Here is a 26544-nt window from a genome sequence, read left to right as displayed (position 1 = left end):
ATTACCTTTAAAATTCGGAATTCAATGTAGGGAAGATTGCTGAATAAAATATTGATCCTGGGCAATTCCTTATTGGCTAAATGGTTTTAGCTGAACCTCGCGCCCTGTCTGATAGACGTATTTTCTTACAAATTGCAGGATAATCGCTTTTTTAGCTCATTGATTCCTTTGCCTATGGCAGTACAATCCCGCGGTTTTGGGGCATTTTGTACACTTGCTTGCTGGAAAGGGTAAAAATGAAGAAAAGTAAAATTTTAGGAATGGCGGGTATGCTGTTGGTCTCCGCATCGGTCAATGCGATGAGCATCAGCGGCCAGGCGGGGGAGGATTACACCAATATCGGCGTTGGCTTTGGTACGGAAACGTCCGGTCTTGCACTGAGCGGCAACTGGATGCACAACGATGACGACGGCGATGCGGCAGGTCTGGGCCTTGGCTTGAACATTCCACTTGGACCATTGATGGCAACGGTAGGCGGAAAGGGGTTATATACCCATCCGAACGACAGCGATGAAGGTTACGCGGCGGCAGTCGGTGGCGGATTACAGTGGCCGATGGGTGACAGGTTCCGTCTGTTTGGCGAGTACTACTACTCTCCGGACTCACTGTCCAGCGGTATCGATAGCTATGAAGAGGCCAATGCGGGGGCGCGTCTGACTATTCTCAGGCCTCTGAGCATTGAAGCGGGTTACCGTTATCTGAATCTTGCCGGTAAAGACGGTGCCCCGGATAACGTCGTTGCAGATGGTCCCTACGTCGGGGTCAACGCCAGCTTCTAATCACACCGGCGCGATTTCCCGTCGCGCCATTTTACATCCTTCCGGATTTTTTCCTTCCACGCGATTTCCCCCTATGCGTTATAGTGTTTTCATCATAAAAGCAGGAGAACATGATGTTAAACGTGGAGATGTTATCCACCGGGGATGAGGTGTTGCACGGGCAAATCGTCGACACCAACGCTGCCTGGCTGGCCGATTTTTTCTTTAACCAGGGGCTACCCTTAACACGCCGTAATACAGTAGGCGATAACCTGGACGATCTGGTTGCCATATTACGTGAGCGAAGCCTGCATGCCGACGTGCTTATCGTCAACGGCGGTCTGGGGCCGACCAGCGATGATTTAAGCGCGCTTGCCGCTGCGACGGCAAAAGGGGAAGGGCTGGTTCTGCATGAACCCTGGCTTGCCGAGATGGAACGTTTTTTCTGTGAGCGCGGTCGGGTGATGGCCCCAAGCAACCGTAAGCAGGCCGAACTCCCTGCCAGCGCTGAATTTATTAATAATCCTGTCGGTACCGCCTGCGGCTTTGCCGTACAACTGAACCGCTGCCTGATGTTCTTTACCCCGGGCGTTCCTTCTGAATTTAAAGTGATGGTTGAGCATGAGATCCTGCCGCGCCTGCGGGAGCGTTTCGCGCTCGAGGCACCGCCGCTGTGCCTGCGCTTAACGACCTTCGGACGTTCGGAAAGCGATCTGGCGCAAAGCCTGGACACGCTGCAACTGCCAGAGGGTGTGACCATCGGCTACCGCTCCTCCATGCCGATTATTGAGCTGAAACTGACCGGACCTTACGCCCAGCGCGATGCGATGCAAACCTTGTGGCAGGAGGTTAAACAGGTTGCCGGACAGAGCGTGATTTTTGAAGGGACCGAAGGTTTGCCGCATCAGATTACCCGTGAGTTGCAAAAGCGCCAACTGAGTTTGACGCTCAGCGAACAGTACACGGGAGGGCTTATCGCATTACAGCTTTCCCGCGCTGAGGCCCCGCTACTGGCCAGTGAAGTGGTGCCTTCGCAGGAAGAGACACTCGCGCAAACCGCTCACTGGACAGCAGAGCGGCGAAGTAAACATTATGCCGGTCTGGCACTGGCCGTTTCCGGGCTGGAAAATGACCACCTGAATTTTGCGCTGGCGACGCCCGACGGAACCTTTGCCCTGCGGGTTCATTTCAGCGTAACGCGCCACAGCCTGCCAGTGCGTCAGGAAGTTTGCGCTATGATGGCCCTGAACATGCTGCGCCGCTGGCTTAATGGTCAGGATATTGCGACGGAGCATGGCTGGATTGAAGTGGTTGACTCGTTAACGATGTAACTCCGGAAGCCCGATGGCGTTATGCTTATCGGGCCTTCGAACCGGGCCTTCGATCGTCAAATTGTCCAACCTGTTGTACTCCTTGCGAAAAAATCCGTGTTGAACCTCACATTTCTATGAGTAATTTCTCCATTCCGTTGGAACAGCGGCGCGATTTGACGTGCTTCACAAATTTCCCGGTCCAGACCGATCACACTGATTCCAGTATCTCAGACTGGAGTCCAGTATGTTGGAATCAAGCAAAGTCCCGGCGCTGACCCGGGCGATCGATATTCTTAATCTGATCGCGCGAATTGGCCCCTGCAGCGCCGCTACCATCGTTGAAACGCTGGGTATTCCGAAAAGTACCGCTTATCTGCTGCTTAATGAACTTAAGCGTCAGCGGTTTATCAGCGTCGATCACCATGAAAATTTCTGCCTGTGGACCAAGCTGGTAGAGCTTTCCGGTCATGCGCTCAGCAAAATGGATCTGCGTGAACTGGCACGTCCTCGTCTCACCCAGTTGATGGATGAAACCGGGTTGCTCTGCCATCTCGGGATCATCGATCACGAAAGCGCGTATTACATCCTGAAAGTGGAATCGCCTTCGACCATCAGCGTGCGTTCGCACGAAGGGAAAAGCCTCTCGCTGTATCGTTCCGGCATCGGGAAATGTCTGCTGGCATGGCAACCCGCCGCCGTGCGCAAAACCATTATCGAACAACTGGTCTGGGAGCGTGCGACAGCGACAACAATCACCGAACCTCAGCAGTTAAGCGATGAGCTTGAACGCATCCGCCAGCGTGGATGGAGTTTTGATAATGGGGAAGATTACCCGGATGTGCGCTGTGTTGCTGCTCCCGTATTTAACGCTAACAACGAACCCGCCGCCGCCATTTCGGTGGTCGGTACCCGCTTACAAATCAACGAAGAGAACCGTGACTATCTGGCCGGTAAGGCAATTGCCTGCGCGAAAGATATCTCGCGTTTGCTGGGATGGAAAAGCCCCTTCGACTCACTTGCCTCATAACAATGGAGAACATTATGACCCTACCCAAAATTAAACAGGTCCGCGCGTGGTTCACCGGCGGCGCTACCGCTGAAAAAGGCGCGGGCGGCGGTGATTATCATGACCAGGGGGCTAACCACTGGATTGACGATCACATCGCCACCCCAATGAGCAAATACCATCAATACGAACAGTCGCGCCAGTCGTTTGGCATCAACGTGCTGGGCACGCTGATTGTAGAGGTGGAGGCGGAAAACGGTCAAACGGGGTTTGCCGTCTCTACGGCCGGCGAGATGGGCTGCTTTATCGTTGAAAAGCATCTCAATCGCTTTATTGAAGGCAAATGCGTCAGCGACATCAAACTTATTCACGATCAGATGCTGGGAGCGACGATGTACTACTCCGGCTCCGGCGGGCTGGTCATGAATACTATCTCCTGCGTGGATTTGGCCCTTTGGGATCTGTTCGGCAAGGTGGTCGGTCTGCCGGTCTACAAACTGCTGGGCGGCGCAGTCCGTGACGAAATTCAGTTTTATGCCACCGGTGCGCGTCCGGATCTGGCGAAAGAGATGGGCTTTATTGGCGGCAAAATGCCGACCCACTGGGGGCCACACGATGGTGACGCCGGGATCCGTAAAGATGCGGCGATGGTCGCAGAGATGCGCGAGAAGTGCGGACCTGACTTCTGGCTGATGCTCGACTGCTGGATGAGCCAGGACGTCAACTATGCGACGAAACTGGCCCATGCCTGTGCGCCGTCGAATCTGAAGTGGATTGAAGAGTGCCTGCCGCCACAGCAGTACGAAGGCTATCGCGAACTGAAGCGTAACGCCCCAGCCGGAATGATGGTCACCAGCGGTGAGCATCACGGCACGCTGCAATCCTTCCGCACGCTGGCTGAAACCGGTATCGATATTATGCAACCGGACGTTGGCTGGTGTGGCGGTCTAACAACACTGGTCGAAATTGCGGCAATCGCCAAATCGCGTGGACAGCTGGTGGTTCCGCACGGCTCGTCGGTTTACTCACACCATGCGGTGATTACTTTCACTAACACGCCGTTTAGCGAATTCCTGATGACCAGCCCGGACTGTTCAACCATGCGTCCGCAGTTTGACCCGATTCTGCTTGATGAGCCGGTGCCTGTGAATGGACGTATCCATAAATCAGTACTGGATAAACCCGGCTTCGGCGTGGAGCTTAACCGCGACTGTAATCTGAAACGCCCTTATAGCCACTAATGACCTGTGCGTTGCCGGTGATGCGGCAACGCCCTCATCTCTTTGAGGATCTTGCTATGAGTACCACTTTTCTTGACGGCGTGGTGAAGAAAAACCGCGCGCGTTTAATCCCGTTCATGCTGGCGTTGTACGTGCTGGCTTTTCTGGACCGCTCGAACATTGGTTTTGCCAAAGAGACGTATCAGATTGATACCGGACTGAGTAACGAAGCCTATGCGCTGGGGGCGGGGATTTTCTTCGTGGTTTACGCCTTTCTCGGCGTACCCGCTAACCTGTTGATGCGTAAACTCGGTGCCCGTACCTGGATCGGTACCACCACGCTGCTATGGGGCTTCCTCTCCGCGGCGATGGCCTGGGCGGATACTGAGGCGAAATTCCTGATCATCCGTACTCTGCTCGGGGCAGCCGAAGCCGGTTTCTTCCCTGGGATGATCTATCTCACGTCGCAGTGGTTCCCGCAGCGCAACCGCGCCAGCATTATGGGACTGTTCTATATGGGGGCACCGCTCGCGCTGACGCTTGGTTCGCCGCTTTCTGGCGCGCTGCTAGAAATGCACGGTTTTATGGGGCATCCCGGTTGGTTCTGGATGTTCGTTATCGAAGGTTTACTGGCGGTAGGGGCGGGGGTGTTCACCTTCTTCTGGCTCGATGATACGCCGCAGCAGGCGCGTTTCCTTAGCACTGAAGAAAAAGCGGCGCTGATTAGCCAACTGGCGAGCGAAGAAGAGAAGAAGGTGACCTCTAAACTTTCTGATGCCCTGCGTAACGGCCGCGTTTGGCAACTGGCGATTATCTACCTGACGATTCAGGTCGCTGTTTACGGACTGATCTTCTTCCTGCCGACTCAGGTAGCCGCGCTGCTGGGGACCAAAGTGGGCTTTACGGCGTCGGTTGTGACCGCCATTCCGTGGGTCGCAGCACTGTTTGGAACCTGGCTTATTCCTCGCTATTCCGACCGTACCGGCGACCGACGTAACGTCGCCGCCCTGACGCTGCTGGCTGCGGGCGTTGGCATCGGTTTGTCTGGCCTGGTTTCTCCGGTCTTTGCCATTCTGGCGCTCTGCGTGGCGGCGGTAGGCTTTATTGCCGTACAGCCCGTGTTCTGGACCATGCCGACGCAACTGCTGTCGGGGACTGCGCTGGCGGCAGGGATCGGGTTTGTTAACCTGTTTGGTGCGGTGGGCGGGTTTATTGCGCCAATCCTGCGCGTCAAAGCGGAAACGATGTTCGCCAGCGATGCGGCGGGGTTGCTGGCGCTGGCAGGCGTCGCGATTATCGGCTCGTTAATCATTTTTACGCTGAGCGTAAACCGCACCGCGACGCAGCCGGGTACTGCACATCAATGATCTTGTCCACGTTGTAAGGAATATTATGAACGCATTGTTAGCAAACCCTTTCAAGGAAGGATTACGGAAGGGGGAAGTCCAGATTGGGCTGTGGTTGAGCTCAACGACCTCTTACATGGCAGAAATTGCCGCAACGTCGGGCTATGACTGGTTGTTGATAGATGGTGAGCATGCGCCAAATACCGTACAGGATCTCTATCACCAGCTACAGGCTATCGCTCCTTATGCCAGCCAGCCGGTGATTCGTCCGGTTGAGGGCAGTAAGGCGCTGATAAAGCAGGTGCTGGATATCGGCGCGCAAACGCTGTTGATTCCAATGGTCGATACCGCAGAGCAGGCGCGGCAAATTGTCTCCGCTACCCGTTATCCGCCGTTTGGCGAGCGCGGCGTGGGGGCAAGCGTCGCTCGGGCAGCACGCTGGGGACGCATTGACAACTACATGGCGCAGGCTAACGAGTCGCTCTGCCTGCTGGTGCAAGTAGAAAGCAAAACGGCGCTGGATAATCTGGACGCGATCCTTGACGTTGAAGGAATAGACGGCGTGTTTATAGGACCAGCGGATCTCTCAGCATCGTTGGGTTATCCTGACAACGCCGGTCATCCTGAAGTGCAGCGAACTATCGAAGCGAGCATACGGCGCATTCGCGCAGCGGGAAAAGCGGCTGGATTTCTTGCCGTCGACCCGGCTATGGCGCAGAAATGCCTGCAATGGGGCGCAAATTTCGTTGCTGTGGGTGTCGATACTATGCTTTATACCGAAGCGCTGGATAACAGGCTGGCGATGTTTAAGCCTGCCTCGTCCGGAAAAACGGTAAAAAGCAGCTACTGAGAAAATGCCGGATGGCGCTGCGCACATCCGGCCTGTATTCGGTTTAATGGTGGCTTGCCATGACCTCGTCAACAGACATGCCGGTGATGGTAAGCACCATATCGCGTTCGATCCCTTTCTCCAGCATCATGCGCGCAATACGCAACGCTTCTTCACGCGTGCCCTTTTGCACACCTTGCTGCATTCCTTCCTGTCGCCCTTGTTGCAACCCTTCCTGTAAACCTTTCTGCAAACCTTTCTGCAATCCATTATTGTGGCCTTCTTCTCTGAGTCGTTCAGCAATGGTCATCAATCTCTCCTTGTGATAGGGGGAACGTTCGGCGACCTCACGAATAAAATCACTGAAGCGGGAAGCATCACCGTACTGCACAAGATAATTAAACAGCGTTTGCAACTGGCTGTCATTAGCGATACCGGTAACTAAAAGCGCGACCAGACGGTCAACCAGCCCCATTAAGTCTCGATCGCGGATATGTTTTTGCATCAGTTCCAGCAAGGCGATACGGCGATGCTGCATGATTTCGTCGTCCGGAACGACGGTGATGTCGACCAGCGGAAAGGCTTCCGTATACAACTGACGAGCCAGGTGTGGATCGTCAAATTCATCCAGCCTGAGCGTGGACAGGTCACACATTTGTCGTAGCGTGTCGGGAAGATGAATAGCGAGAAAGTCCCGCGCCATCTCTGGGTAAGACATAATCTTTTTGAAAACCGCGTCATGCGGCGCGGATGTGGTTGATTTCGTCATGGTTGTCCGTCACCTGGTTCAAACGATGGCGTGACGTTACGCATTCCTGGCGCAGGGGGCATCCAGCAAATATTGTCTTTGCGAAGAGGTATGAGAGATAAATACGAGCAACTGCAATGCGTTCAATTTCCTGGAGGGCGATACGCAAAAAAGCCGGATGGCGTTGCGCACATCCGGCTTCTGTTTCGATATTGTTGGGAGGCCCGGAAAGCGTAGCATCACCGGGCAATACGGCTAACCTAAGGCCTGCGCCAACAAGGTGATCGGATGTTCGCAGCGCTTGCTGGTGGACATCTCAATTTGCCATTTGCAGGTTTCGCAGTCGGTAACCACAATATCGGCACCGCTTTCTTCAATCTGTTTAAACAGCGGTGCGCCAATGGATTGTGAGGTCGGGTAGTTCTCTTTCTTGAAACCATAGGTTCCGGCAATTCCACAGCACTGTGAGTCCAGTACCGTGAGTTCCACACCGGGTATCCGCCGTAACAGCTCCAGGGTGTAGAGCGTCCAACCCATTTTCTCCATATGGCACGGTGTGTGATACACCACCTTCAAGGGCAGCGTTTTAAGCGGCAGGGTTTTCCCTTCGTCGAGTTTTCGCCACAGCCAGCGGGTTGCCAGTTCGATGTGTTCCCGTAGCCCCGTATTGTCGACGTCCAGCACCTCAGGATATTCGTCACGCAACGCAAAGGTACAGGTTGACGAAGTGGCGATCACCGGAATGCCTTTTCTGCCAATCGCGTCACGCAGGGAATCCACGTTGATTAACGCCTGCTTACGCGCTTTGTCGGTAAACCCGTTGGCAATCAGCGGCACGCCGCAGCACTTCTCTTTCGTTAATAATTGAACGCCGGTACCCATCGCGTTCAGAACCTTAATCAAATCTTTACCAAGCTGCGGATGGTTGTAATTGACAAAACAGCCGTGGAAAAAGGCTACCTGATCCTTGTACTGCGACTGCTGCGCCGCCACGCTGCGATACCAGCGGCGGAAAGTCCCGAATGAATATTTTGGTAGCGAACGGCGATGGTCGATCTTTAATGCGTAATCAAGCAACTGACGCACAGGTTTCAGCGATGTCGCCGTATTCACAACGGGCGCGAACGGCGTGGAGACGCTGCCCATCAGATCGGTATGGCTCAAAATGAAATTACGCAGCGACGGGCGCGTGGTGTCGTATTTTGCACGTGCTCGCTGAATGATATCGCCGATTTTTACGTCAGACGGGCAGGCGACTTCGCAACGCTTGCAGTTAATGCAATATTTCAGCGCTTCATCGTACAAAGCGCCATCTTTCAGCCGCAGACGTTCGCCGTCCGGTCCGGCCTGTTTGGGACCCGGATAGCCGGGGTTAACGCGGCTGACCGGACATGCGGTGGTGCACACCGTGCATTTGATGCAGCTTTCAAAATTCGTATTGCTCATTGCTCACCTCCTGCACGTGCTGCAATGTGATGGGCGGCATGTAATGCCGTTACCGCACTGACCCCGCCACCGCACCCCTGGGCTATGGGGTCGAACCCGCCGAGCACCGATCCGATGGCATACAGGTTATCAACGGTCTGCCCTGCCAGCGACGGGCGCAGAGCATCGTCAGTGGTCACGCCAAACTGTTGCCAGGGTTGCGCGGCAAAGAAATCACGGTGATACCATTCGGCGCGCGTTTCCGTTTGATGGACATCCAGCCCCAGAATCGGCTCGCGAATGCCTTCCCGTTCTGCAACCAGACCGCTGCTAAAGAAACTGCCGCTGGCGAGGACCGCAAAGCGTGGGCGTAAAGGAATATCAGCATGATTGCGCGTCCAGATTTCGCTGACCACGCCGTTCTTACAGGTGACTTTTTTTACCTCGTCACCCGGCATCCAGGTGCCGCCCTGACGAACAAACTGGCGCTGAAGTTGGTTATGCAGACGAATCCCCAGCACCGATGGCGGGAGTGTCGGCAGCAAGGAGAGACTGCAGGGAAGACGTTCGTTGAGCCAGCGCCAGAGGCTGTCATCCGCCAGCCCAAAGCAGGCGGGCATAATCATTATTTCACAGTTCTTTGCTATCGGTAAAAGAGCGTCATACAGCAGCGACCATTTATCTTCGTTATCGAGAAAACGCGCAATGTTCACTGCCCGAAACTCTGTGACGTTGTCGCGCAGTACGTCCAGCTCAGGCAGGTCGATTTCAGCGATATCCACCTCGAGGTCTTGCTGACGCAGTGACGCTGCGGCAAGGTGAGCCTGGAAGTCCAGCAAGCCGCTGATACCGACTACGCAGATGCGTTTTGCCGCCAGCGGCCAGACGGGAACTTCCGGGGAGCTGAGCCAGGTAGACCGCAGTGTTCCTAACGGCGTAACCCGCAAATGCCCCTGCAGAACGTCCCCTTGCAGGTGTGCGCTACATGTCGCCATCAGCGCCTGCGCTTCCTGGGCTAGCGCCAGAACATGTTGCGCGCCGAGGGTGGTATACGGATGAGCAGGCGCCTGTGCGCGCAGTGCATCAAGCCCTGCCTGGATGTCCGTCACGGTCTGCCCATCCGGCAGCGTGCTGAGAAGATCCAGAGAACCGGAGGAAAAGTGCAGTGCACTCTGGCCACGGGTGACAATCGCGCAGCGTAAGCCGCTCTTTTGCAACTGAAGGCCACACAGCAGTCCGGCAAGCCCGCCGCCCATAATGACCGTATCAAATCTCATCATGCTGTTCCTTCTCCAGACCGCAAAGTCCCTGGTACACCCAGCGGGTGAATTCGCTTTCGCGCAGCGCGTCGCCCCAGGCGATAGGCTGAACGCCTTTCCAGCGCTCATTAAGAAAATCAGAAAGCTGAGTAATGGACTGCGCGGAGGTCGTAATGTTAAAGCGCTGCAGCAATCCGGCGGCGCGACAGGCACAAAGTTCGCCCTGACAGGTCCCCATCCCTACGCGGGTACGACGGCGCAGGTCAAGCAGGCTGTTGACGTTGAGGTTTTCCACTGCGTACTGCACTTCACCTGCCGTGACAGCCTCGCATTCACATACCAGACTGCGATGCTGGCGGCCTTCGCTAAGCCAAACCGGCGTGCGGTCGCCATGACGATAAACGGCTGAGCCTCGTAGCGGTGCGGGCAGGGAGATAACGCGCTTCAGCGTGCTTTCTGTGGGTTCCTGTGAACCCGGCAGCGGGGTATCGGCGGTAGTGCACGGGCGGGTGTTGCCGAGTTTGCGACAGACCGCGTCCGTCGCCCATTCCGCCATCAGGCGATAGGTCATCAGCTTGCCGCCGGTAATGGTGATAAAACCGTCCAGTCCATCACGTTTGGCATGGTCGAACAGCACAATACCGCGGCTGACGTTGCGGCCACTGGGATCGTCGTCGCTGGCGACTAATGGACGTACGCCGGAGTATGCGCGCAGAATGCGCGTTTTCGCCATAATCGGTGCCAGCTTCTCGCCTTCGCGCAGCAAAATATCGACTTCATCGGCGGTTACGCGATTGCTGTCGATATCATTGTAATCAATATGGGTTGAGGTGGTACCGATCAGCGAAATCGTGTCGCCAGGTACCAGAATATCCGCGTCAGACGGTTTGCGGCAGCGGTTGATGACGTGCTGGTTTATCCGGTGATCCATAATCAGCAACGACCCTTTTGCCGGGAACATGCGGATGCTTAAATCCGCATATTCAGCAATACGCTGCCCCCAGATTCCCGCAGCATTGACCACCACAGGTGCCAGCAGCGTTTGGGTTTCGCCATTAAGGTGATTACGCACATGGACGCCACTGACGGTTGCGCCTTCGCGCACCAGTCCGGTGACTTCATGGGCGGTCAGGATAATCGCCCCATGCTCTTTGGCATCGAGCATGTTTGCGGCCGTCAGGCGGAACGGGTCAACGGTGCCGTCCGGAACTTTCACTGCGCCTATCAACTGCGGGTTAACAGAAGGTTCGATAATGCGCGCCTGCTGAGGGTCAATCGCCTCTGCGCGAATTCCCGCCTCTTCACAGGCGCGTATAAAGGTCGCCTGAAAGGAAAGCTCATCCTCAGGCAGGGTAATAAACAGACCGTCCGTCGGCTCTACGCAGTGGCGGGCGATGCGTTTCAGAATTTGGTTTTCACTGATGCATTCACGGGCGGATTCGGCGTCGGTTACCGCATAGCGCGCGCCGCTGTGTAGCAGGCCGTGGTTGCGACCAGTCGCACCCGTGGCTATGTCATGGCGTTCAACTAAAATGACGCGCAGACCGCGCAGCGCGCAGTCGCGGGCGATCCCTGCGCCAGTGGCGCCTCCACCAATGATAATCACGTCACTTGTTTGCGAGTCGCGAGTTTTCATTGTTTTCCCTCACAGTTCGTTTTTTATCATTTAGCCATAGAAAAAGTATGGTTTGTTTGATTTCGCGCATATTCGCTCACGATACGAAAATGAAACGTGATTCCGTGCGCCTTTTTGAACATTTGTCATCTGTTTGTAACAATATGTGCTGTAATTCACATTAACGCCATGTATCTTTACTTAACATCGCGGCAAACCAGAAGCAGCGGGGTTTTGGATAAAGACTGCGATGTTGACCACTACTCAAAGACGGGCCACGGAGGCTACATTATGTTGAGCATTTTTAAACCAGCCGCGCATACAGCGCGCTTGCCTCAAGCGGAGATCGATCCGACCTACCGTCGGCTTCGCTGGCAGATTTTCCTGGGGATATTTTTTGGCTATGCCGCGTACTATCTGGTGCGCAAGAACTTTGCACTCGCCATGCCGTACCTGGTTGAGCAGGGTTTTTCACGGGGTGATTTAGGTTTTGCCTTGTCGGGTATCTCTATTGCTTACGGATTTTCGAAATTCATCATGGGGTCGGTTTCCGACCGCTCGAATCCGCGCGTTTTCCTGCCAGCCGGTCTGATCCTGGCGGCGGCGGTGATGCTGTTCATGGGTTTTGTCCCTTGGGCGACTTCAAGCATTGCCATTATGTTCGTTCTGCTGTTCCTCTGCGGTTGGTTCCAGGGAATGGGATGGCCGCCGTGTGGACGTACCATGGTGCACTGGTGGTCGCAGAAAGAACGTGGCGGCATCGTGTCAGTATGGAACTGTGCGCATAACGTCGGTGGTGGTATTCCTCCGCTGCTGTTCCTGCTGGGTATGGCCTGGTTTAACGACTGGAAAGCAGCGCTGTATATGCCTGCGTTTGGCGCAATCATTGTCGCGCTGTTTGCCTTTGCGATGATGCGTGATACGCCGCAATCCTGTGGTCTGCCGCCTATCGAAGAGTACAAAAACGATTACCCGGACGACTATAACGAAAAAGCGGAAGAAGAGCTGACCGCGAAGCAGATCTTCATGCAGTACGTTCTGCCGAACAAACTGTTGTGGTACATCGCTATCGCTAACGTGTTCGTTTATCTGCTGCGCTACGGCATCCTCGACTGGTCACCGACCTATCTGAAAGAAGTGAAGCATTTTGCGCTGGATAAATCGTCCTGGGCCTACTTCCTGTACGAATACGCAGGGATCCCCGGCACGCTGCTGTGCGGCTGGATGTCGGATAAAGTGTTCCGTGGCAACCGTGGCGCAACCGGCGTGTTCTTTATGACCCTGGTGACAATTGCCACCATCGTTTACTGGATGAACCCGGCGGGTAACCCGACCGTCGATATGATCTGTATGATCGTCATCGGCTTCCTGATTTATGGTCCGGTTATGTTGATCGGTCTGCATGCGCTGGAACTGGCGCCGAAAAAAGCGGCAGGGACTGCAGCGGGCTTCACTGGCTTGTTTGGCTATCTGGGTGGTTCGGTGGCGGCCAGCGCCATCGTCGGTTACACCGTGGACTTCTTCGGCTGGGATGGCGGCTTTATGGTCATGATCGGCGGCAGCATACTGGCTGTTATCCTGCTGGTTGTCGTGATGTTTGGTGAAAAACGCCATCATGCTGAGATGCAAATGAAACGCAACGGAGGCTAATGGAATGAAAACGGCACTGAAAAACCTGAGTCTGGCACTGATGATGGCAGGCACGGTAATGGGAAGCAGTGCGATGGCGGCCAGTAACACGGATAAAGTGGTGATTGCCCACCGTGGTGCGAGCGGTTATCTGCCTGAGCATACCCTTCCTGCAAAGGCAATGGCCTACGCACAGGGTGCGGATTATCTGGAGCAGGATTTGGTGATGACCAGGGATGACCGTCTGGTTGTCCTTCATGACCACTATCTGGACCGCGTAACGGACGTTGCTGAACGTTTCCCGGATCGCGCACGCAAAGATGGCCGCTACTATGCGATCGACTTTACCCTGGATGAAATCAAATCCCTGAAGTTTACCGAAGGGTTTGATCTGGAAAACGGTAAGAAGGTGCAAACCTATCCTGGCCGTTTCCCGATGGGGAAATCGGACTTCCGCGTGCATACCTTTGAGGAAGAGATCGAGTTTGTTCAGGGGCTGAATCATTCCACCGGTAAGAACATTGGGATTTACCCAGAGATCAAAGCGCCATGGTTCCATCACCAGGAAGGGAAGGATATTGCGGCTAAGACGCTGGAAGTGCTGAAAAAGTATGGCTATAGCGACAAACAGGACAAGGTCTATCTGCAAAGTTTTGATGCCGCTGAACTTAAGCGCATCAAGAACGAGCTGGAACCAAAGATGGGGATGGATCTGAACCTGGTGCAGCTTATTGCCTATACCGACTGGAATGAAACCCAAGAAAAACAGCCGGACGGCAAATGGGTGAATTACAACTACGACTGGATGTTCAAGCCGGGCGCGATGAAGCAGATTGCTGAATATGCGGATGGTGTGGGTCCGGATTATCATATGCTGATCGACGAGAAATCGAAGAAAGGCAACATTGTCCTGACCAATATGGCGAAAGAAGCGCAGCAGAATAAGATGACGGTTCATCCTTATACTGTCCGCGCCGATCAACTGCCGGATTACGCGGCGGACGTTAATCAGCTGTATGACATTCTGTACAATAAAGCGGGCGTAGACGGGCTGTTCACCGACTTCCCCGACAAAGCGGTTGTGTTCTTACGTAAAGAGTAACCCGTACGCCGAGTCGTACTGAACAACTGCACCCCAAAGGCGGGTTACCGCTGAGTAAGGTGCAGTTTTTTTATGCTTCTGATTATCAAAAAATGCGTTCTCCGTCCCAGCGTTCTTAGCCATGCACGAAAAACTTAAGATTTCCTTAAGAAGAAGCATTATATTCACGAACTGAATGTTAATCATGGTTACTATAACGGACGGGCGGAATGTCACAGGCAACAGCGCATGATGAATTTAACGACTGGTGGGCAACGGAAGGGGATTGGGTTGAAGAACCTAACTTTCGTCGCAAAGGAATGAGCGGCGTACAGTGCATCGAGCGAGACGGCAAAAAGCTTTATGTCAAACGTATGACCCAGCATCTGTTTCATTCTGTGCGTTATCCCTTTGGTCGGCCCACCATCGTGCGTGAAATGGATGTGATTCAGGAACTGGAACGTGCGGGCGTGATTGTGCCGAAAATCGTTTATGGTAAAGCGACGAAAATCGACGGTGAGTGGCGGGCACTGCTGATCACGGAAGATATGAAAGGGTTTATCAGCATTGCCGACTGGTATCAGCAGCATACGATATCGCCGTATCCAGACGGTGTTCGCGATGCGATGCTAAAAGCGGTTGCTGTAGCATTCAAAAAGATGCACAGCGTTAACCGCCAGCATGGCTGCTGTTACGTTCGTCATATTTACGTGAAATCAGAAGGGACTGTCGAAGCCGGTTTTTTAGATCTGGAAAAAAGCCGCCGTCGTTTCCGCCGTCATAAAGCCGTCAATCACGATTTCGCGCAACTGGAGAAGTACCTGAGCCCAATTCCGAAAGCGGACTGGGAACAGGTCAAAGCGTATTACTACGCGCTGTAGGCGTCGTTACATTTCAATTTCGATATCGCCTTTTGCCCTGCAACAGCAGGGCAAAATTTCATCCGGCTGCACGAACGCCAGCGGTTCGGTGAGCCAGTCAACCTGGCCCGCAATCAATCGCGTACGGCAGGAACCGCAGTAGCCTGCCCGACACTGGTATTCGACTTCGACATTATGGGATTCTAATGCAGCGAGCAGGGAAGGGTGTTCATCCTGGCACAGCAGCTGTGTGCCAGTAATGTGTAGCGTAACGCGGCCCATCAGAGCTGGAAGTTGCTCAGATCGTCAGTATCGACTTCAGAATCGATCTGACCGACCAGGTAAGAACTCACTTCCACTTCCTGCGGAGCAACCTGAACGTTATCGGACACCAGCCAGGTGTTGATCCACGGAATCGGGTTGGAGCGGGTCTGGAACGGCAGATCAAGGCCTACGGCCTGCATGCGGATGTTGGTGATGTACTCGACGTACTGACAAAGAATGTCTTTGTTCAGGCCGATCATCGAACCGTCACGGAACAGGTAATCTGCCCACTCTTTTTCCTGCAATGCCGCCTGGACGAACAGGTCATAACACTCCTGCTTGCACTCTTCAGCGATTTCCGCCATTTCAGGATCGTCAACGCCGCTGCGCAACAGGTTCAGCATATGTTGGGTGCCGGTCAGGTGTAGCGCTTCGTCGCGAGCAATCAGGCGGATAATCTTGGCATTACCTTCCATCAGCTCGCGCTCGGCAAAGGCGAAAGAGCACGCAAAGCTGACGTAAAAACGAATGGCTTCAAGCGCATTTACGCTCATCAGGCACAGGTACAGCTTCTTCTTCAGTTCGCGCAGATTTACGGTCACAGTTTTGCCGTTAACCGTGTGCGTACCTTCGCCCAGTAAATGCCAGTAGCTGGTCATCTCAATCAGCTCGTCGTAATAGCTGGAAATGCCTTCCGCACGTTTCTGGATCTGCTCGTTGGTGACAATATCGTCAAACACCACCGCCGGATCGTTCACGATGTTGCGGATGATATGGGTGTACGAGCGCGAGTGAATGGTCTCGGAGAAGGCCCAGGTTTCTACCCAGGTTTCCAGTTCCGGGATCGAGATCAGTGGCAGCAGCGCCACGTTCGGGCTGCGTCCCTGAATGGAGTCCAGCAGCGTCTGATATTTCAGGTTGCTGATAAAAATGTGTTTCTCATGTTCCGGCAGCGCCTGATAGTCGATGCGGTCACGGGAAACGTCAACTTCTTCCGGGCGCCAGAAGAACGAGAGCTGCTTTTCGATCAGCTTTTCGAAGATGTCATATTTTTGTTGATCGTAACGGGCAACGTTTACCGGCTGGCCGAAAAACATCGGTTCCAGAAGCTGGTCATTTTTCGTCTGTGAAAAGGTGGTGTAGGCCATGAATGTGAGTCCTGTCTGCAATGTAATGCCGGATGGCGCTTCGCTTATCCGGCCTACAATACCGCGAAGTCATTTGTAAGCCGGATAAGGCATTCACGCCGCCATCCGGCATCTTTCATTAAATCTTACATGCGCCGCTTTCGCAGCCATCGTCCTGAATGGAGGGCACCAGATCGTCCTGCGCATCTTCCGCACCGTCTCGGGTGTTCTGATAATACAGCGTTTTCACACCGAATTTATAGGCGGTGAGCAGGTCTTTCAGCAATTGCTGCATCGGCACTTTCCCTGACGGGAAGCGCGTCGGATCGTAGTTGGTATTAGCGGAAATCGACTGATCGATAAATTTCTGCATCACGCCAACCAGTTGCAGATAGCCGTCGTTACCGGGCATTTCCCACAGCAGTTCGTAAGCGTTACCCAGATGCTCATAGTCCGGCACAACCTGACGCAGAATCCCGTCTTTCGACGCTTTAATGCTCACGTAACCGCGCGGCGGCTCAATACCATTCGTCGCGTTAGAGATCTGCGAAGAGGTTTCAGACGGCATCAGCGCGGAAAGCGTGGAGTTACGCAGGCCATGGGTCTTGATTGACTCACGAAGCTGCTCCCAGTCGTAATGTAGCGGTTCGCTGACAATCGCATCCAGATCTTTCTTATAGGTGTCGATTGGCAGAATACCCTGCGCATAGGTGGTTTCGTTAAACCACGGGCAGGCACCTTGTTCGATAGCCAGTTCGTTTGACGCCTTCAGCAGATAGTACTGAATGGCTTCAAAGGTTTTGTGCGTCAGGTTGTTGGCGCTGCCGTCGGAATAACGCACGCCGTGCTTCGCCAGATAGTAGGCGTAGTTAATGACGCCAATCCCCAGCGTACGGCGGCCCATTGCGCCGCGTTTTGCCGCAGGAATCGGGTAGTCCTGATAATCCAGCAGGGCATCAAGCGCACGTACCGCCAGCACCGCCAGCTCTTCAAGCTCGTCAAGGCTGTTAATCGCCCCGAGGTTGAACGCAGAAAGCGTACACAGCGCGATTTCACCGTTTTCGTCGTTCACGTCCATCAGCGGTTTGGTCGGCAGCGCGATCTCCAGACACAGGTTGGACTGGCGAACCGGTGCGACCTGCGGATCGAACGGGCTGTGGGTGTTGCAGTGGTCAACGTTCTGAATATAGATACGGCCAGTTGAGGCGCGTTCTTGCATCATTAGCGAGAACAGCTCAACCGCTTTCACCCGCTGTTTGCGAATGCTGTTGTCTTTTTCGTATTGCGTGTACAGGCGCTCAAATTCGTCCTGATCGGCGAAGAACGCGTCGTACAGGCCAGGAACGTCGGACGGGCTGAACAGGGTGATGTCTTCACCTTTCAGCAGGCGGGTGTACATCAGCTTGTTGATCTGCACCCCGTAGTCCATGTGACGCACGCGGTTTCCTTCCACGCCACGGTTGTTTTTCAGCACCAGCAGGCTTTCGACTTCCAGATGCCACATAGGGTAGAACAGGGTTGCTGCTCCGCCGCGCACGCCGCCCTGAGAGCAGGATTTCACCGCCGTCTGGAAGTGCTTGTAGAACGGGATACAGCCGGTATGGAACGCTTCACCGCCGCGAATCGGGCTGCCCAGCGCACGAATGCGACCGGCGTTGATGCCGATACCGGCACGCTGGGAAACGTATTTCACGATCGCGCTGGAGGTGGCGTTGATGGAATCCAGACTGTCGCCGCACTCGATCAACACACAGGAGCTGAACTGACGCGTCGGGGTGCGTACGCCGGACATGATTGGCGTAGGCAGAGAAATTTTGAAGGTTGAAACGGCGTCGTAGAAACGCTTAACGTATTCCAGACGGGTTTCACGCGGGTAGTTAGAGAACAGGCAAGCGGCGACCAGGATATAAAGGAACTGGGCGCTTTCGTAGATCTCACCGGTGACGCGGTTCTGAACCAGATATTTGCCTTCTAACTGCTTAACGGCAGCGTAAGAGAAGGTCATATCGCGGTCGTGTACGATGAACGAGTCCATCTGCTTGAACTCTTCTTCCGTGTAGTCTTCCAGCAGATGATTGTCGTATTTGCCCATCTCAACCATTTTCACTACATGGTCGAACAGCTTCGGCGGCTCGAACTCGCCATAGGCTTTTTTACGCAGATGGAAAATGGCCAGGCGGGCAGCCAGGTACTGATAATCTGGCGCGTCGCGAGAGATCAGGTCTGCGGCGGCTTTAATGATCGTTTCATGGATATCGGATGTCTTGATACCGTCATAAAACTGGATGTGGGAGCGCAGTTCGACCTGAGAAATCGAAACGTTATTCAGTCCTTCTGCCGCCCAATCCAGAACCCGATGGATTTTGTCGAGATTGATGCGCTCTGTACTACCATCACGCTTTGTCACCAGCAGACTCTGATTCATGTGGTTTTTTTACCTGTCCGTGAAAGAAAAATATCCCCTGTACTATCCACAAAGCAATCTTGTGATTAACTCTGTGGATAAATACTACATGTAGGGGTTCGGTGTTAAAGTAAACGCTATATGGTGAGTATTCTAGTTGGGATTCTTTTCAGTACAAGAGTTGATTTTGAGGTTAAATTGAGGTTGCGAAAGGGTTAGAAAGGCTAAGTGCGCGTCTTATAAGGCCTGGCGGGGATGTCAACAATTCATAAAAAAAATAGATAATTTGATCGAGTGCTGATTTCTTCAACGAAGGTAAAGAAACTTCCTGGTGCCTGAGTCAAATTTTTCGGATTTTTAATTTTTTTTGCAGCCGGATAAGACGCCGAAGCGTCGACATCCGGCCTTCAGGTCAGTCGGCTTTTGCCGTGGTATGTACCATATAATTCACATCGACGCCGGGGCCGAGTTTGAAGGTATTGGTAATGGGGTTGAAATGCAGTCCGGTGATGTGGCGTTCTTGCAACACCGTCTGATCCACCCAACCAAGAAGCTCGGCGGGCTTAATAAACTTTTTAATATCATGAGTGCCTTTCGGCACCATCCGCAGAATGTATTCTGCACCGACGACCGCCATCAACCAGGATTTGCCATTGCGATTGAGGGTTGAGAAAAACACGTCCCCACCGGGTTTAACCAGTTGCGCGCAGGCGCGGACGACCGACTGTGGATCGGGGACATGCTCCAGCATCTCCATGCAGGTCACGACATCGTACTGGTGCGCATGTTTGGCTGCGTGTTCTTCTACTGTCTCCTGCACATAGTCAACCTGAATACCGCTTTCCAGCGCATGCAGTTTTGCCACCTGTAACGGCTCAAAACCCATATCCAGCCCGGTTACCGTCGCCCCTTCACGGGCCATGCTTTCAGCCAGAATGCCGCCACCGCAGCCGACATCAAGCACTTTTTTACCAAACAGACCGCCCGATCGCTCGGCAATGTAACCCAGACGCAGGGGGTTAATACGATGCAACGGCTTAAACTCGCCTTCCAGATCCCACCAGCGCGACGCGACGGCCTCGAATTTGGCGATCTCTTCGTGGTCAACGTTGTGGTTTACCGGCTGTTTTTCGGCATTCATCGTGGCTTTTACTCCTTATATGGCAAGACGAATGAGTATATCAGGCATTCTCTACGAATAAACGGGATAGGTTTACCTCAATCAGCGCGGTTGTGTTATAATTTCCGACCTTTGAATCCGGGATACAGTAGAGGGATAGCGGTTAGATGAGCGACCTTGCGAGAGAAATTACACCGGTCAACATTGAGGAAGAGCTGAAGAGCTCTTATCTGGACTATGCGATGTCGGTCATTGTTGGCCGTGCGCTGCCAGATGTCCGAGATGGCCTGAAGCCGGTACACCGTCGCGTACTTTACGCCATGAACGTATTGGGCAATGACTGGAATAAAGCCTATAAAAAATCTGCCCGTGTTGTTGGTGACGTAATCGGTAAATACCACCCTCATGGTGATACTGCCGTCTACGACACCATTGTTCGTATGGCGCAGCCATTTTCCTTGCGCTACATGCTGGTAGATGGTCAGGGTAACTTTGGTTCTGTCGATGGTGACTCCGCCGCAGCGATGCGTTATACGGAAATCCGTATGTCGAAAATCGCCCACGAGCTGATGGCAGACCTGGAAAAAGAGACGGTGGATTTCGTCGATAACTACGACGGCACCGAACGCATTCCTGACGTTATGCCGACCAAGATCCCGAACCTGTTAGTCAACGGTTCCTCGGGTATTGCCGTCGGGATGGCAACCAACATTCCGCCGCACAACCTGACCGAAGTGATCAACGGCTGCCTGGCTTACGTCGACAATGAAGACATCAGCATTGAAGGGCTGATGGAGCATATCCCAGGTCCGGACTTCCCGACTGCGGCAATCATTAACGGTCGTCGCGGTATTGAAGAAGCCTACCGTACCGGTCGTGGCAAAGTATACATCCGTGCTCGCGCGGAAGTTGAAGCTGACGCGAAAACCGGTCGTGAAACTATCATCGTTCATGAAATTCCGTATCAGGTGAACAAAGCGCGCCTGATCGAGAAAATTGCGGAACTGGTAAAAGAAAAACGCGTTGAAGGCATCAGTGCGCTGCGTGACGAGTCTGACAAAGACGGCATGCGCATCGTGATTGAAATCAAGCGCGATGCGGTCGGGGAGGTTGTGCTTAACAACCTCTATTCTCAGACGCAGCTTCAGGTTTCCTTCGGGATCAACATGGTGGCACTGCACCATGGTCAGCCGAAGATCATGAACCTGAAAGAGATCATTTCAGCGTTTGTGCGTCACCGTCGTGAAGTCGTCACCCGTCGTACGATTTTCGAACTGCGTAAAGCCCGCGATCGTGCGCACATCCTTGAAGCGTTGGCGATTGCGCTGGCGAACATTGACCCGATCATTGAACTGATCCGTCGTGCGCCTACGCCGGCCGAAGCGAAAGCTGGCTTAATCGCACGTCCGTGGGATCTGGGCAACGTGGCGGCAATGCTGGAACGTGCAGGTGACGACGCGGCCCGTCCGGAGTGGCTGGAGCCTGAATTCGGCGTGCGTGACGGTCAGTACTACCTGACGGAACAGCAGGCCCAGGCGATTCTGGATCTGCGCTTGCAGAAACTGACCGGGCTTGAGCATGAAAAACTGCTCGACGAGTACAAAGAGCTGCTGGAACAGATCGCTGAACTGCTGCACATTCTGGGCAGCGCCGATCGCCTGATGGAAGTGATCCGCGAAGAGCTGGAACTGGTCCGCGATCAGTTTGGTGATGCGCGTCGCACTGAAATCACCGCCAACAGCGCGGACATCAACATTGAAGACCTGATCAATCAGGAAGATGTGGTGGTGACCCTGTCTCACCAGGGCTACGTCAAGTACCAGCCGTTAACCGACTACGAAGCACAGCGTCGTGGTGGTAAAGGCAAATCTGCAGCACGTATTAAAGAAGAAGACTTTATTGACCGTCTGCTGGTGGCCAACACCCATGACACGATCCTCTGCTTCTCCAGCCGGGGCCGTCTGTACTGGATGAAGGTTTATCAACTGCCGGAAGCGAGCCGTGGTGCGCGTGGACGTCCGATCGTCAACCTGCTGCCGCTGGAAGCCAACGAACGTATCACCGCTATTCTGCCTGTACGCGAGTACGAAGAGGGTGTGAACGTCTTTATGGCGACCGCCAGCGGCACAGTGAAGAAAACGGCGCTGACCGAATTCAGCCGTCCGCGTTCAGCCGGGATCATTGCGGTGAACCTGAACGAAGGCGATGAGCTGATTGGCGTGGATCTGACCTCCGGTTCTGACGAAGTCATGCTCTTCTCTGCGGCGGGTAAAGTGGTGCGCTTTAAAGAGGACGCCGTCCGTGCAATGGGCCGTACCGCGACCGGTGTACGCGGCATCAAGCTGGCAGGCGAAGACAAAGTCGTTTCGTTAATTATCCCACGTGGCGAGGGTGCGATCCTGACCGTAACACAAAACGGTTATGGCAAGCGTACGGCGGCGGAAGAGTATCCGACCAAGTCTCGCGCGACGCAGGGCGTTATCTCCATCAAAGTGACTGAGCGTAACGGTTCGGTTGTCGGAGCGGTACAGGTTGACGATTGCGACCAGATCATGATGATCACCGATGCCGGTACGCTGGTGCGTACGCGCGTGTCGGAAATCAGCGTGGTAGGCCGTAATACCCAGGGAGTGATCCTCATCCGTACTGCGGAAGATGAAAACGTCGTGGGTCTGCAACGTGTGGCAGAGCCGGTGGACGATGAAGAACTCGACTCCATCGACGGTAGCGCGGCAGAAGGGGACGAGGATATCGCCCCGGAAGCAGAAACCGACGACGATGTTGCGGATGACGCTGACGAGTAATTGCTCGTTACGCTAAGAAAGGGCCGGATACTCTCCGGCCCTTTTGCTTTGCCGTTGCGGGAAAGCGTATTTCCCGCTACCTTAACCACACTCAATTTATCTCCTGAGGCGGAGCTTCGCCCTTTTGAAATATCTGGCTTCTTTTCGCACAACCCTCAAAGTCTCGCGCTACCTGTTCAGAGCGCTGGCGCTATTGATATGGCTAATGTTCGCCTTAGTCTCGGTGTTCTATATCATGATTGCGCTACATCAACGGGAATCAGAAATCCGTCAGGAGTTTAACCTCAGTTCCGATCAGGCGCAGCGCTACATTCAGCGTACATCTGACGTGATGAAAGAGCTGAAGTATATTGCGGAGAATCGTCTGACGGCGGAAAACGGGGTGATAACTTCGCGGGCGCGTGACGATAAAACCGTGGTACCCACTTTCGAACCGCTGTTTGCCGATTCCGACTGTGCGGCGATGGGTAACGCCTGGCGTGGCTCGCTGGAGTCGCTGGCGTGGTTTATGCGCTACTGGCGCGACAATTTTTCTGCGGCTTACGATCTGAATCGCGTTTTTCTCATCGGCAGCGATAATCTCTGCATGGCAAACTTTGGTGTGCGCGATATACCGGTCGAGCGTGATAACGCCCTAAAGGCTCTCCATGAAAGGATTGAGAAATACCGCAATTCACCGAAAGATGAATCAGAAAACAGTCTTTTCTGGGTCGGTCAGGGGCCGCGACCGGGCGTTGGCTACTTCTACGCCTTAACGCCGGTGTATCTGGCCAATCGACTTCAGGCGCTACTGGGCGTTGAACAGTCGATACGCATGGAGAACTTCTTTACCCCCGGCAGCCTGCCGATGGGGGTGACTATTCTTGATGAAAATGGCCTTCCGTTGATTTCACTCGCCGGTCCGGAAGGGAACATTAAAGCTGAACCTCGCTGGCTGCAGGAACGTTCATGGTTTGGCTACACACCGGGCTTTCGCGAACTGGTGCTAAAGAAAAACCTGCCACCATCCTCGCTAAGTATCGTTTACTCCGTGCCGGTGGACATGGTACTGGAACGCATCCGAATGTTGATCCTCAACGCCATCATTTTAAACGTGCTGGTGGGGATTGGGTTATTTACGCTGGCGCGAATGTACGAGCGGCGGATCTTTATTCCAGCGGAAAGTGATGCCCAACGTCTGGAAGAACATGAGCAATTTAACCGCAAAATTGTTGCTTCCGCCCCGGTTGGGATCTGCATTCTGCGCACCGCTGACGGCATAAACATCCTCAGTAACGAGCTGGCGCACACCTATCTCAACATGCTCACCCATGAGGATCGGCAGCGGTTGACGCAAATCATCTGCGGCCAGCAGGTCAATTTCGTTGATGTTCTGACCAGTAACAATACCAATCTACAAATTAGCTTCGTACATTCGCGCTATCGTAATGAAAACGTAGCGATATGCGTGTTGGTGGACGTCTCCTCGCGCGTCAAAATGGAAGAGTCTCTACAGGAGATGGCACAGGCGGCGGAACAGGCGAGCCAGTCTAAATCGATGTTCCTTGCCACGGTGAGTCATGAACTGCGCACGCCGCTGTATGGCATCATTGGTAACCTCGATCTGCTGCAAACGAAAGAGCTGCCAAAAGGGGTCGATCGTCTGGTGACGGCGATGAACAACTCCTCCAGCCTGCTGCTGAAAATCATCAGCGATATTCTCGACTTCTCGAAGATTGAATCCGAGCAGTTGAAAATTGAGCCGCGTGAATTCTCCCCGCGTGAGGTGATGAGCCATATTACGGCCAATTACCTGCCGCTGGTGGTGCGCAAACAGCTCGGGCTGTACTGCTTTATTGAACCCGACGTACCGGTCGTGCTGAACGGCGACCCTATGCGCTTGCAGCAGGTTATTTCTAACCTGCTGAGTAACGCGATTAAATTCACTGATATCGGCTGCATTGTGCTGCATGTGCAGCGCGACAGTGACTATCTGAGTATCCGGGTGCGCGACACTGGCGTGGGGATCCCCGCGAAAGAAGTGGTACGTCTGTTCGATCCTTTCTTCCAGGTGGGGACTGGCGTTCAGCGCAATTTCCAGGGTACGGGGCTGGGGCTGGCCATCTGTGAAAAACTGATCAGCATGATGGACGGCGACATCTCGGTTGATTCAGAACCGGGAATGGGCAGCCAGTTTACGGTTCGTATACCGCTCTATGGCGCGCAGTATCCGGCGAAAAAATGGCCGGATGGGCTGGCGAAGAAACGGTGTTGGCTGGCGGTGCGTAACGCTTCGTTGTGCCATTTTGTCGAAAATAGCCTGACGCGCAACGGTGTTGAGGTGATCCGTTATGAAGGGCAGGAGCCGGGCTGTGACGATTTGTTGATCACCGATGATGCGCTCGAACAGCCGTGGCAGGGGCGTGCGGCGGTGATTTTCTGTCGTCGTCATATTGGGATCCCACTGGAACGAGTGCCCGGTGAATGGGTGCATAGCGTCGCCTCACCGCATGAACTGCCGGCATTACTGGCACGGATTTACAGTATCGAGCTTGACGACGAGGAGCTGTCGAATTCGTTACCGGCACCGGAAAAAGAGGCGATTACCAACGATGACATGATGATTCTGGTGGTCGACGATCACCCGATCAACCGTCGCCTGCTGGCCGATCAGTTAGGTTCTCTCGGATATCAATGTAAGACGGCCAATGACGGCGTGGATGCTCTGAATGTTCTGAGCAAAAACCACATTGATATTGTTCTGAGCGACGTCAACATGCCAAATATGGACGGCTATCGCCTGACGCAGCGGATCCGTCAGCTTGGCCTGACGCTACCGGTCGTTGGTGTGACGGCGAACGCTCTGGCTGAAGAGAAGCAGCGTTGTCTGGAGTCGGGGATGGATAGCTGTCTGTCAAAACCGGTCACATTAGACGTGCTGAAACAGACGCTGGCCGTGTACGCTGAGCGGGTGCGCAAAACGCGGACATAAAAAATGCCTGATGGCGACTTTCGTTTTATCCGGCCTACGGAACAGTTATTGCTCCAGGCCAGATAAGCGTAGCGCCATCAGGCATTTTGACGTAAAGAATTACTCTTTGTCTGTCGGGCTCAGGGTCACTGAGGAGAGATAGTTCAGCAGGGCGATATCGTTCTCGACACCCAGTTTCATCATCGCTGACTTCTTCTGGCTGCTGATGGTCTTGATGCTGCGGTTCAGCTTCTTGGCGATTTCGGTCACCAGGAAACCTTCTGCGAACAGGCGCAGCACTTCACTCTCTTTTGGTGAGAGGCGCTTGTCACCATAACCACCCGCGCTGATTTTCTCCAGCAGACGGGAGACGCTTTCCGGAGTGAACTTCTTACCTTTTTGCAGTGCGGCCAGGGCCTTCGGCAGATCGGTTGGCGCGCCCTGTTTCAGTACAATCCCTTCGATATCCAGATCCAGAACTGCGCTCAGGATCGCCGGGTTATTGTTCATGGTCAGAACAATAATGGACAGGCTCGGGAAATGACGCTTGATATACTTGATCAAGGTGATCCCGTCGCCGTATTTATCGCCAGGCATGGAGAGATCGGTAATCAATACATGGGCGTCCAGCTTGGGAAGGTTATTGATCAGAGCTGTGGAGTCTTCAAATTCGCCGACAACATTCACCCACTCGATTTGCTCAAGTGACTTGCGAATACCGAACAGTACAATCGGGTGGTCATCGGCAATAATTACGTTCATATTGTTCATGTAAAAGGCTACCTT

20 protein-coding genes are annotated in these 26544 nt (G+C 53.9%); 11 read left to right on the top strand and 9 right to left on the bottom strand.

Annotated elements, in window-relative coordinates:
- The first annotated feature begins 236 nt into the window (after positions 1-236).
- The 6 genes from HVY19_RS13910 to yfaU all read left to right on the top strand — a co-directional run bounded on the left by HVY19_RS13910 (position 237) and on the right by yfaU (position 6493).
- Entirely contained in the window at positions 237-779 is a 543-nt protein-coding gene (locus HVY19_RS13910; RefSeq protein ID WP_181681153.1) for a YfaZ family outer membrane protein, read from the top strand.
- Positions 780-892: 113 nt separating this feature from the next.
- Complete coding sequence (locus HVY19_RS13905) at positions 893-2089, top strand: nicotinamide mononucleotide deamidase-related protein YfaY (protein WP_181684287.1); 1197 nt, start codon at positions 893-895, stop codon at positions 2087-2089.
- Between the two features lie 226 nt (positions 2090-2315).
- A complete protein-coding gene (locus HVY19_RS13900; protein ID WP_181681152.1) occupies positions 2316-3098 on the top strand; it encodes an IclR family transcriptional regulator in 783 nt (260 codons plus the stop codon).
- A 14-nt stretch (positions 3099-3112) separates the two neighbouring features.
- A complete protein-coding gene (gene rhmD / locus HVY19_RS13895) occupies positions 3113-4318 on the top strand; it encodes an L-rhamnonate dehydratase (protein WP_181681151.1) in 1206 nt (401 codons plus the stop codon).
- 56 nt (positions 4319-4374) lie between these two features.
- Positions 4375-5664, top strand: coding sequence for an MFS transporter (locus HVY19_RS13890; protein WP_181681150.1), 1290 nt, complete (start codon positions 4375-4377; stop codon positions 5662-5664).
- Between the two features lie 25 nt (positions 5665-5689).
- A complete protein-coding gene (gene yfaU / locus HVY19_RS13885) occupies positions 5690-6493 on the top strand; it encodes a 2-keto-3-deoxy-L-rhamnonate aldolase (protein ID WP_181681149.1) in 804 nt (267 codons plus the stop codon).
- A gap of 43 nt (positions 6494-6536) precedes the next feature.
- Here the strand turns inward: yfaU and HVY19_RS13880 are convergent, their stop codons facing one another.
- The 4 genes from HVY19_RS13880 to glpA all read right to left on the bottom strand — a co-directional run bounded on the left by HVY19_RS13880 (position 6537) and on the right by glpA (position 11540).
- Positions 6537-7241, bottom strand: a complete 705-nt coding sequence (locus HVY19_RS13880) for an Rpn family recombination-promoting nuclease/putative transposase (RefSeq protein WP_181681148.1) — start codon at positions 7239-7241, stop codon at positions 6537-6539.
- 234 nt (positions 7242-7475) lie between these two features.
- Positions 7476-8666 carry an anaerobic glycerol-3-phosphate dehydrogenase subunit GlpC gene (glpC, locus tag HVY19_RS13875; protein ID WP_181681147.1) on the bottom strand — a complete coding sequence of 397 codons (1191 nt, stop codon included), beginning with the start codon at positions 8664-8666 and terminating at the stop codon, positions 7476-7478.
- Positions 8663-9922 carry a glycerol-3-phosphate dehydrogenase subunit GlpB gene (glpB, locus tag HVY19_RS13870; RefSeq protein WP_181684286.1) on the bottom strand — a complete coding sequence of 420 codons (1260 nt, stop codon included), beginning with the start codon at positions 9920-9922 and terminating at the stop codon, positions 8663-8665. The genes glpC and glpB overlap by 4 nt, the downstream gene beginning before the upstream one ends.
- The gene (gene glpA / locus HVY19_RS13865; RefSeq protein WP_181681146.1) at positions 9912-11540 is read right to left on the bottom strand and encodes an anaerobic glycerol-3-phosphate dehydrogenase subunit A; all 1629 of its coding nucleotides are present in this window, start codon (positions 11538-11540) and stop codon (positions 9912-9914) included. The genes glpB and glpA overlap by 11 nt, the downstream gene beginning before the upstream one ends.
- Before the next feature lie 270 nt (positions 11541-11810).
- Between glpA and glpT the strand changes: the two genes are divergently transcribed.
- The 3 genes from glpT to inaA all read left to right on the top strand — a co-directional run bounded on the left by glpT (position 11811) and on the right by inaA (position 15110).
- Positions 11811-13169 carry a glycerol-3-phosphate transporter gene (gene glpT, locus HVY19_RS13860; RefSeq protein WP_181681145.1) on the top strand — a complete coding sequence of 453 codons (1359 nt, stop codon included), beginning with the start codon at positions 11811-11813 and terminating at the stop codon, positions 13167-13169.
- Positions 13170-13173: 4 nt separating this feature from the next.
- Complete coding sequence (glpQ, locus tag HVY19_RS13855; protein WP_181681144.1) at positions 13174-14250, top strand: glycerophosphodiester phosphodiesterase; 1077 nt, start codon at positions 13174-13176, stop codon at positions 14248-14250.
- 209 nt (positions 14251-14459) lie between these two features.
- A complete protein-coding gene (inaA, locus tag HVY19_RS13850) occupies positions 14460-15110 on the top strand; it encodes a lipopolysaccharide kinase InaA (RefSeq protein WP_181681143.1) in 651 nt (216 codons plus the stop codon).
- Positions 15111-15116: 6 nt separating this feature from the next.
- Here the strand turns inward: inaA and yfaE are convergent, their stop codons facing one another.
- From yfaE to ubiG, 4 genes are all read right to left on the bottom strand, one after another.
- Positions 15117-15371 carry a class I ribonucleotide reductase maintenance protein YfaE gene (gene yfaE / locus HVY19_RS13845; protein ID WP_181681142.1) on the bottom strand — a complete coding sequence of 85 codons (255 nt, stop codon included), beginning with the start codon at positions 15369-15371 and terminating at the stop codon, positions 15117-15119.
- A complete protein-coding gene (nrdB, locus tag HVY19_RS13840; protein ID WP_181681141.1) occupies positions 15371-16501 on the bottom strand; it encodes a class Ia ribonucleoside-diphosphate reductase subunit beta in 1131 nt (376 codons plus the stop codon). The genes yfaE and nrdB overlap by 1 nt, the downstream gene beginning before the upstream one ends.
- Positions 16502-16619: 118 nt before the next feature.
- Complete coding sequence (gene nrdA / locus HVY19_RS13835) at positions 16620-18905, bottom strand: class 1a ribonucleoside-diphosphate reductase subunit alpha (RefSeq protein ID WP_181681140.1); 2286 nt, start codon at positions 18903-18905, stop codon at positions 16620-16622.
- A 391-nt stretch (positions 18906-19296) separates the two neighbouring features.
- The gene (ubiG, locus tag HVY19_RS13830) at positions 19297-20025 is read right to left on the bottom strand and encodes a bifunctional 2-polyprenyl-6-hydroxyphenol methylase/3-demethylubiquinol 3-O-methyltransferase UbiG (protein WP_181681139.1); all 729 of its coding nucleotides are present in this window, start codon (positions 20023-20025) and stop codon (positions 19297-19299) included.
- 146 nt (positions 20026-20171) lie between these two features.
- Between ubiG and gyrA the strand changes: the two genes are divergently transcribed.
- Together gyrA and rcsC are read left to right on the top strand one after the other, a co-directional pair.
- A complete protein-coding gene (gene gyrA / locus HVY19_RS13825) occupies positions 20172-22808 on the top strand; it encodes a DNA topoisomerase (ATP-hydrolyzing) subunit A (protein ID WP_181681138.1) in 2637 nt (878 codons plus the stop codon).
- A gap of 124 nt (positions 22809-22932) precedes the next feature.
- Positions 22933-25779: a two-component system sensor histidine kinase RcsC gene (rcsC, locus tag HVY19_RS13820; protein ID WP_181681137.1), complete on the top strand. Its 2847-nt coding sequence runs from the start codon at positions 22933-22935 to the stop codon at positions 25777-25779.
- Positions 25780-25878: 99 nt separating this feature from the next.
- On the opposite strand, the gene rcsB is transcribed toward rcsC, so the two are convergent.
- Positions 25879-26529 (bottom strand): response regulator transcription factor RcsB, encoded by a 651-nt coding sequence (rcsB, locus tag HVY19_RS13815; RefSeq protein ID WP_001061919.1) that lies wholly within the window; start codon positions 26527-26529, stop codon positions 25879-25881.
- Between the last annotated feature and the right edge of the window lie 15 nt (positions 26530-26544).

This window comes from Citrobacter sp. RHB25-C09 (assembly GCF_013836145.1).
Lineage (GTDB): Bacteria > Pseudomonadota > Gammaproteobacteria > Enterobacterales > Enterobacteriaceae > Citrobacter_A.
Note: the sequence above shows the minus strand (reverse complement) of the source record. Positions and strands in the feature narration are given on the sequence as shown.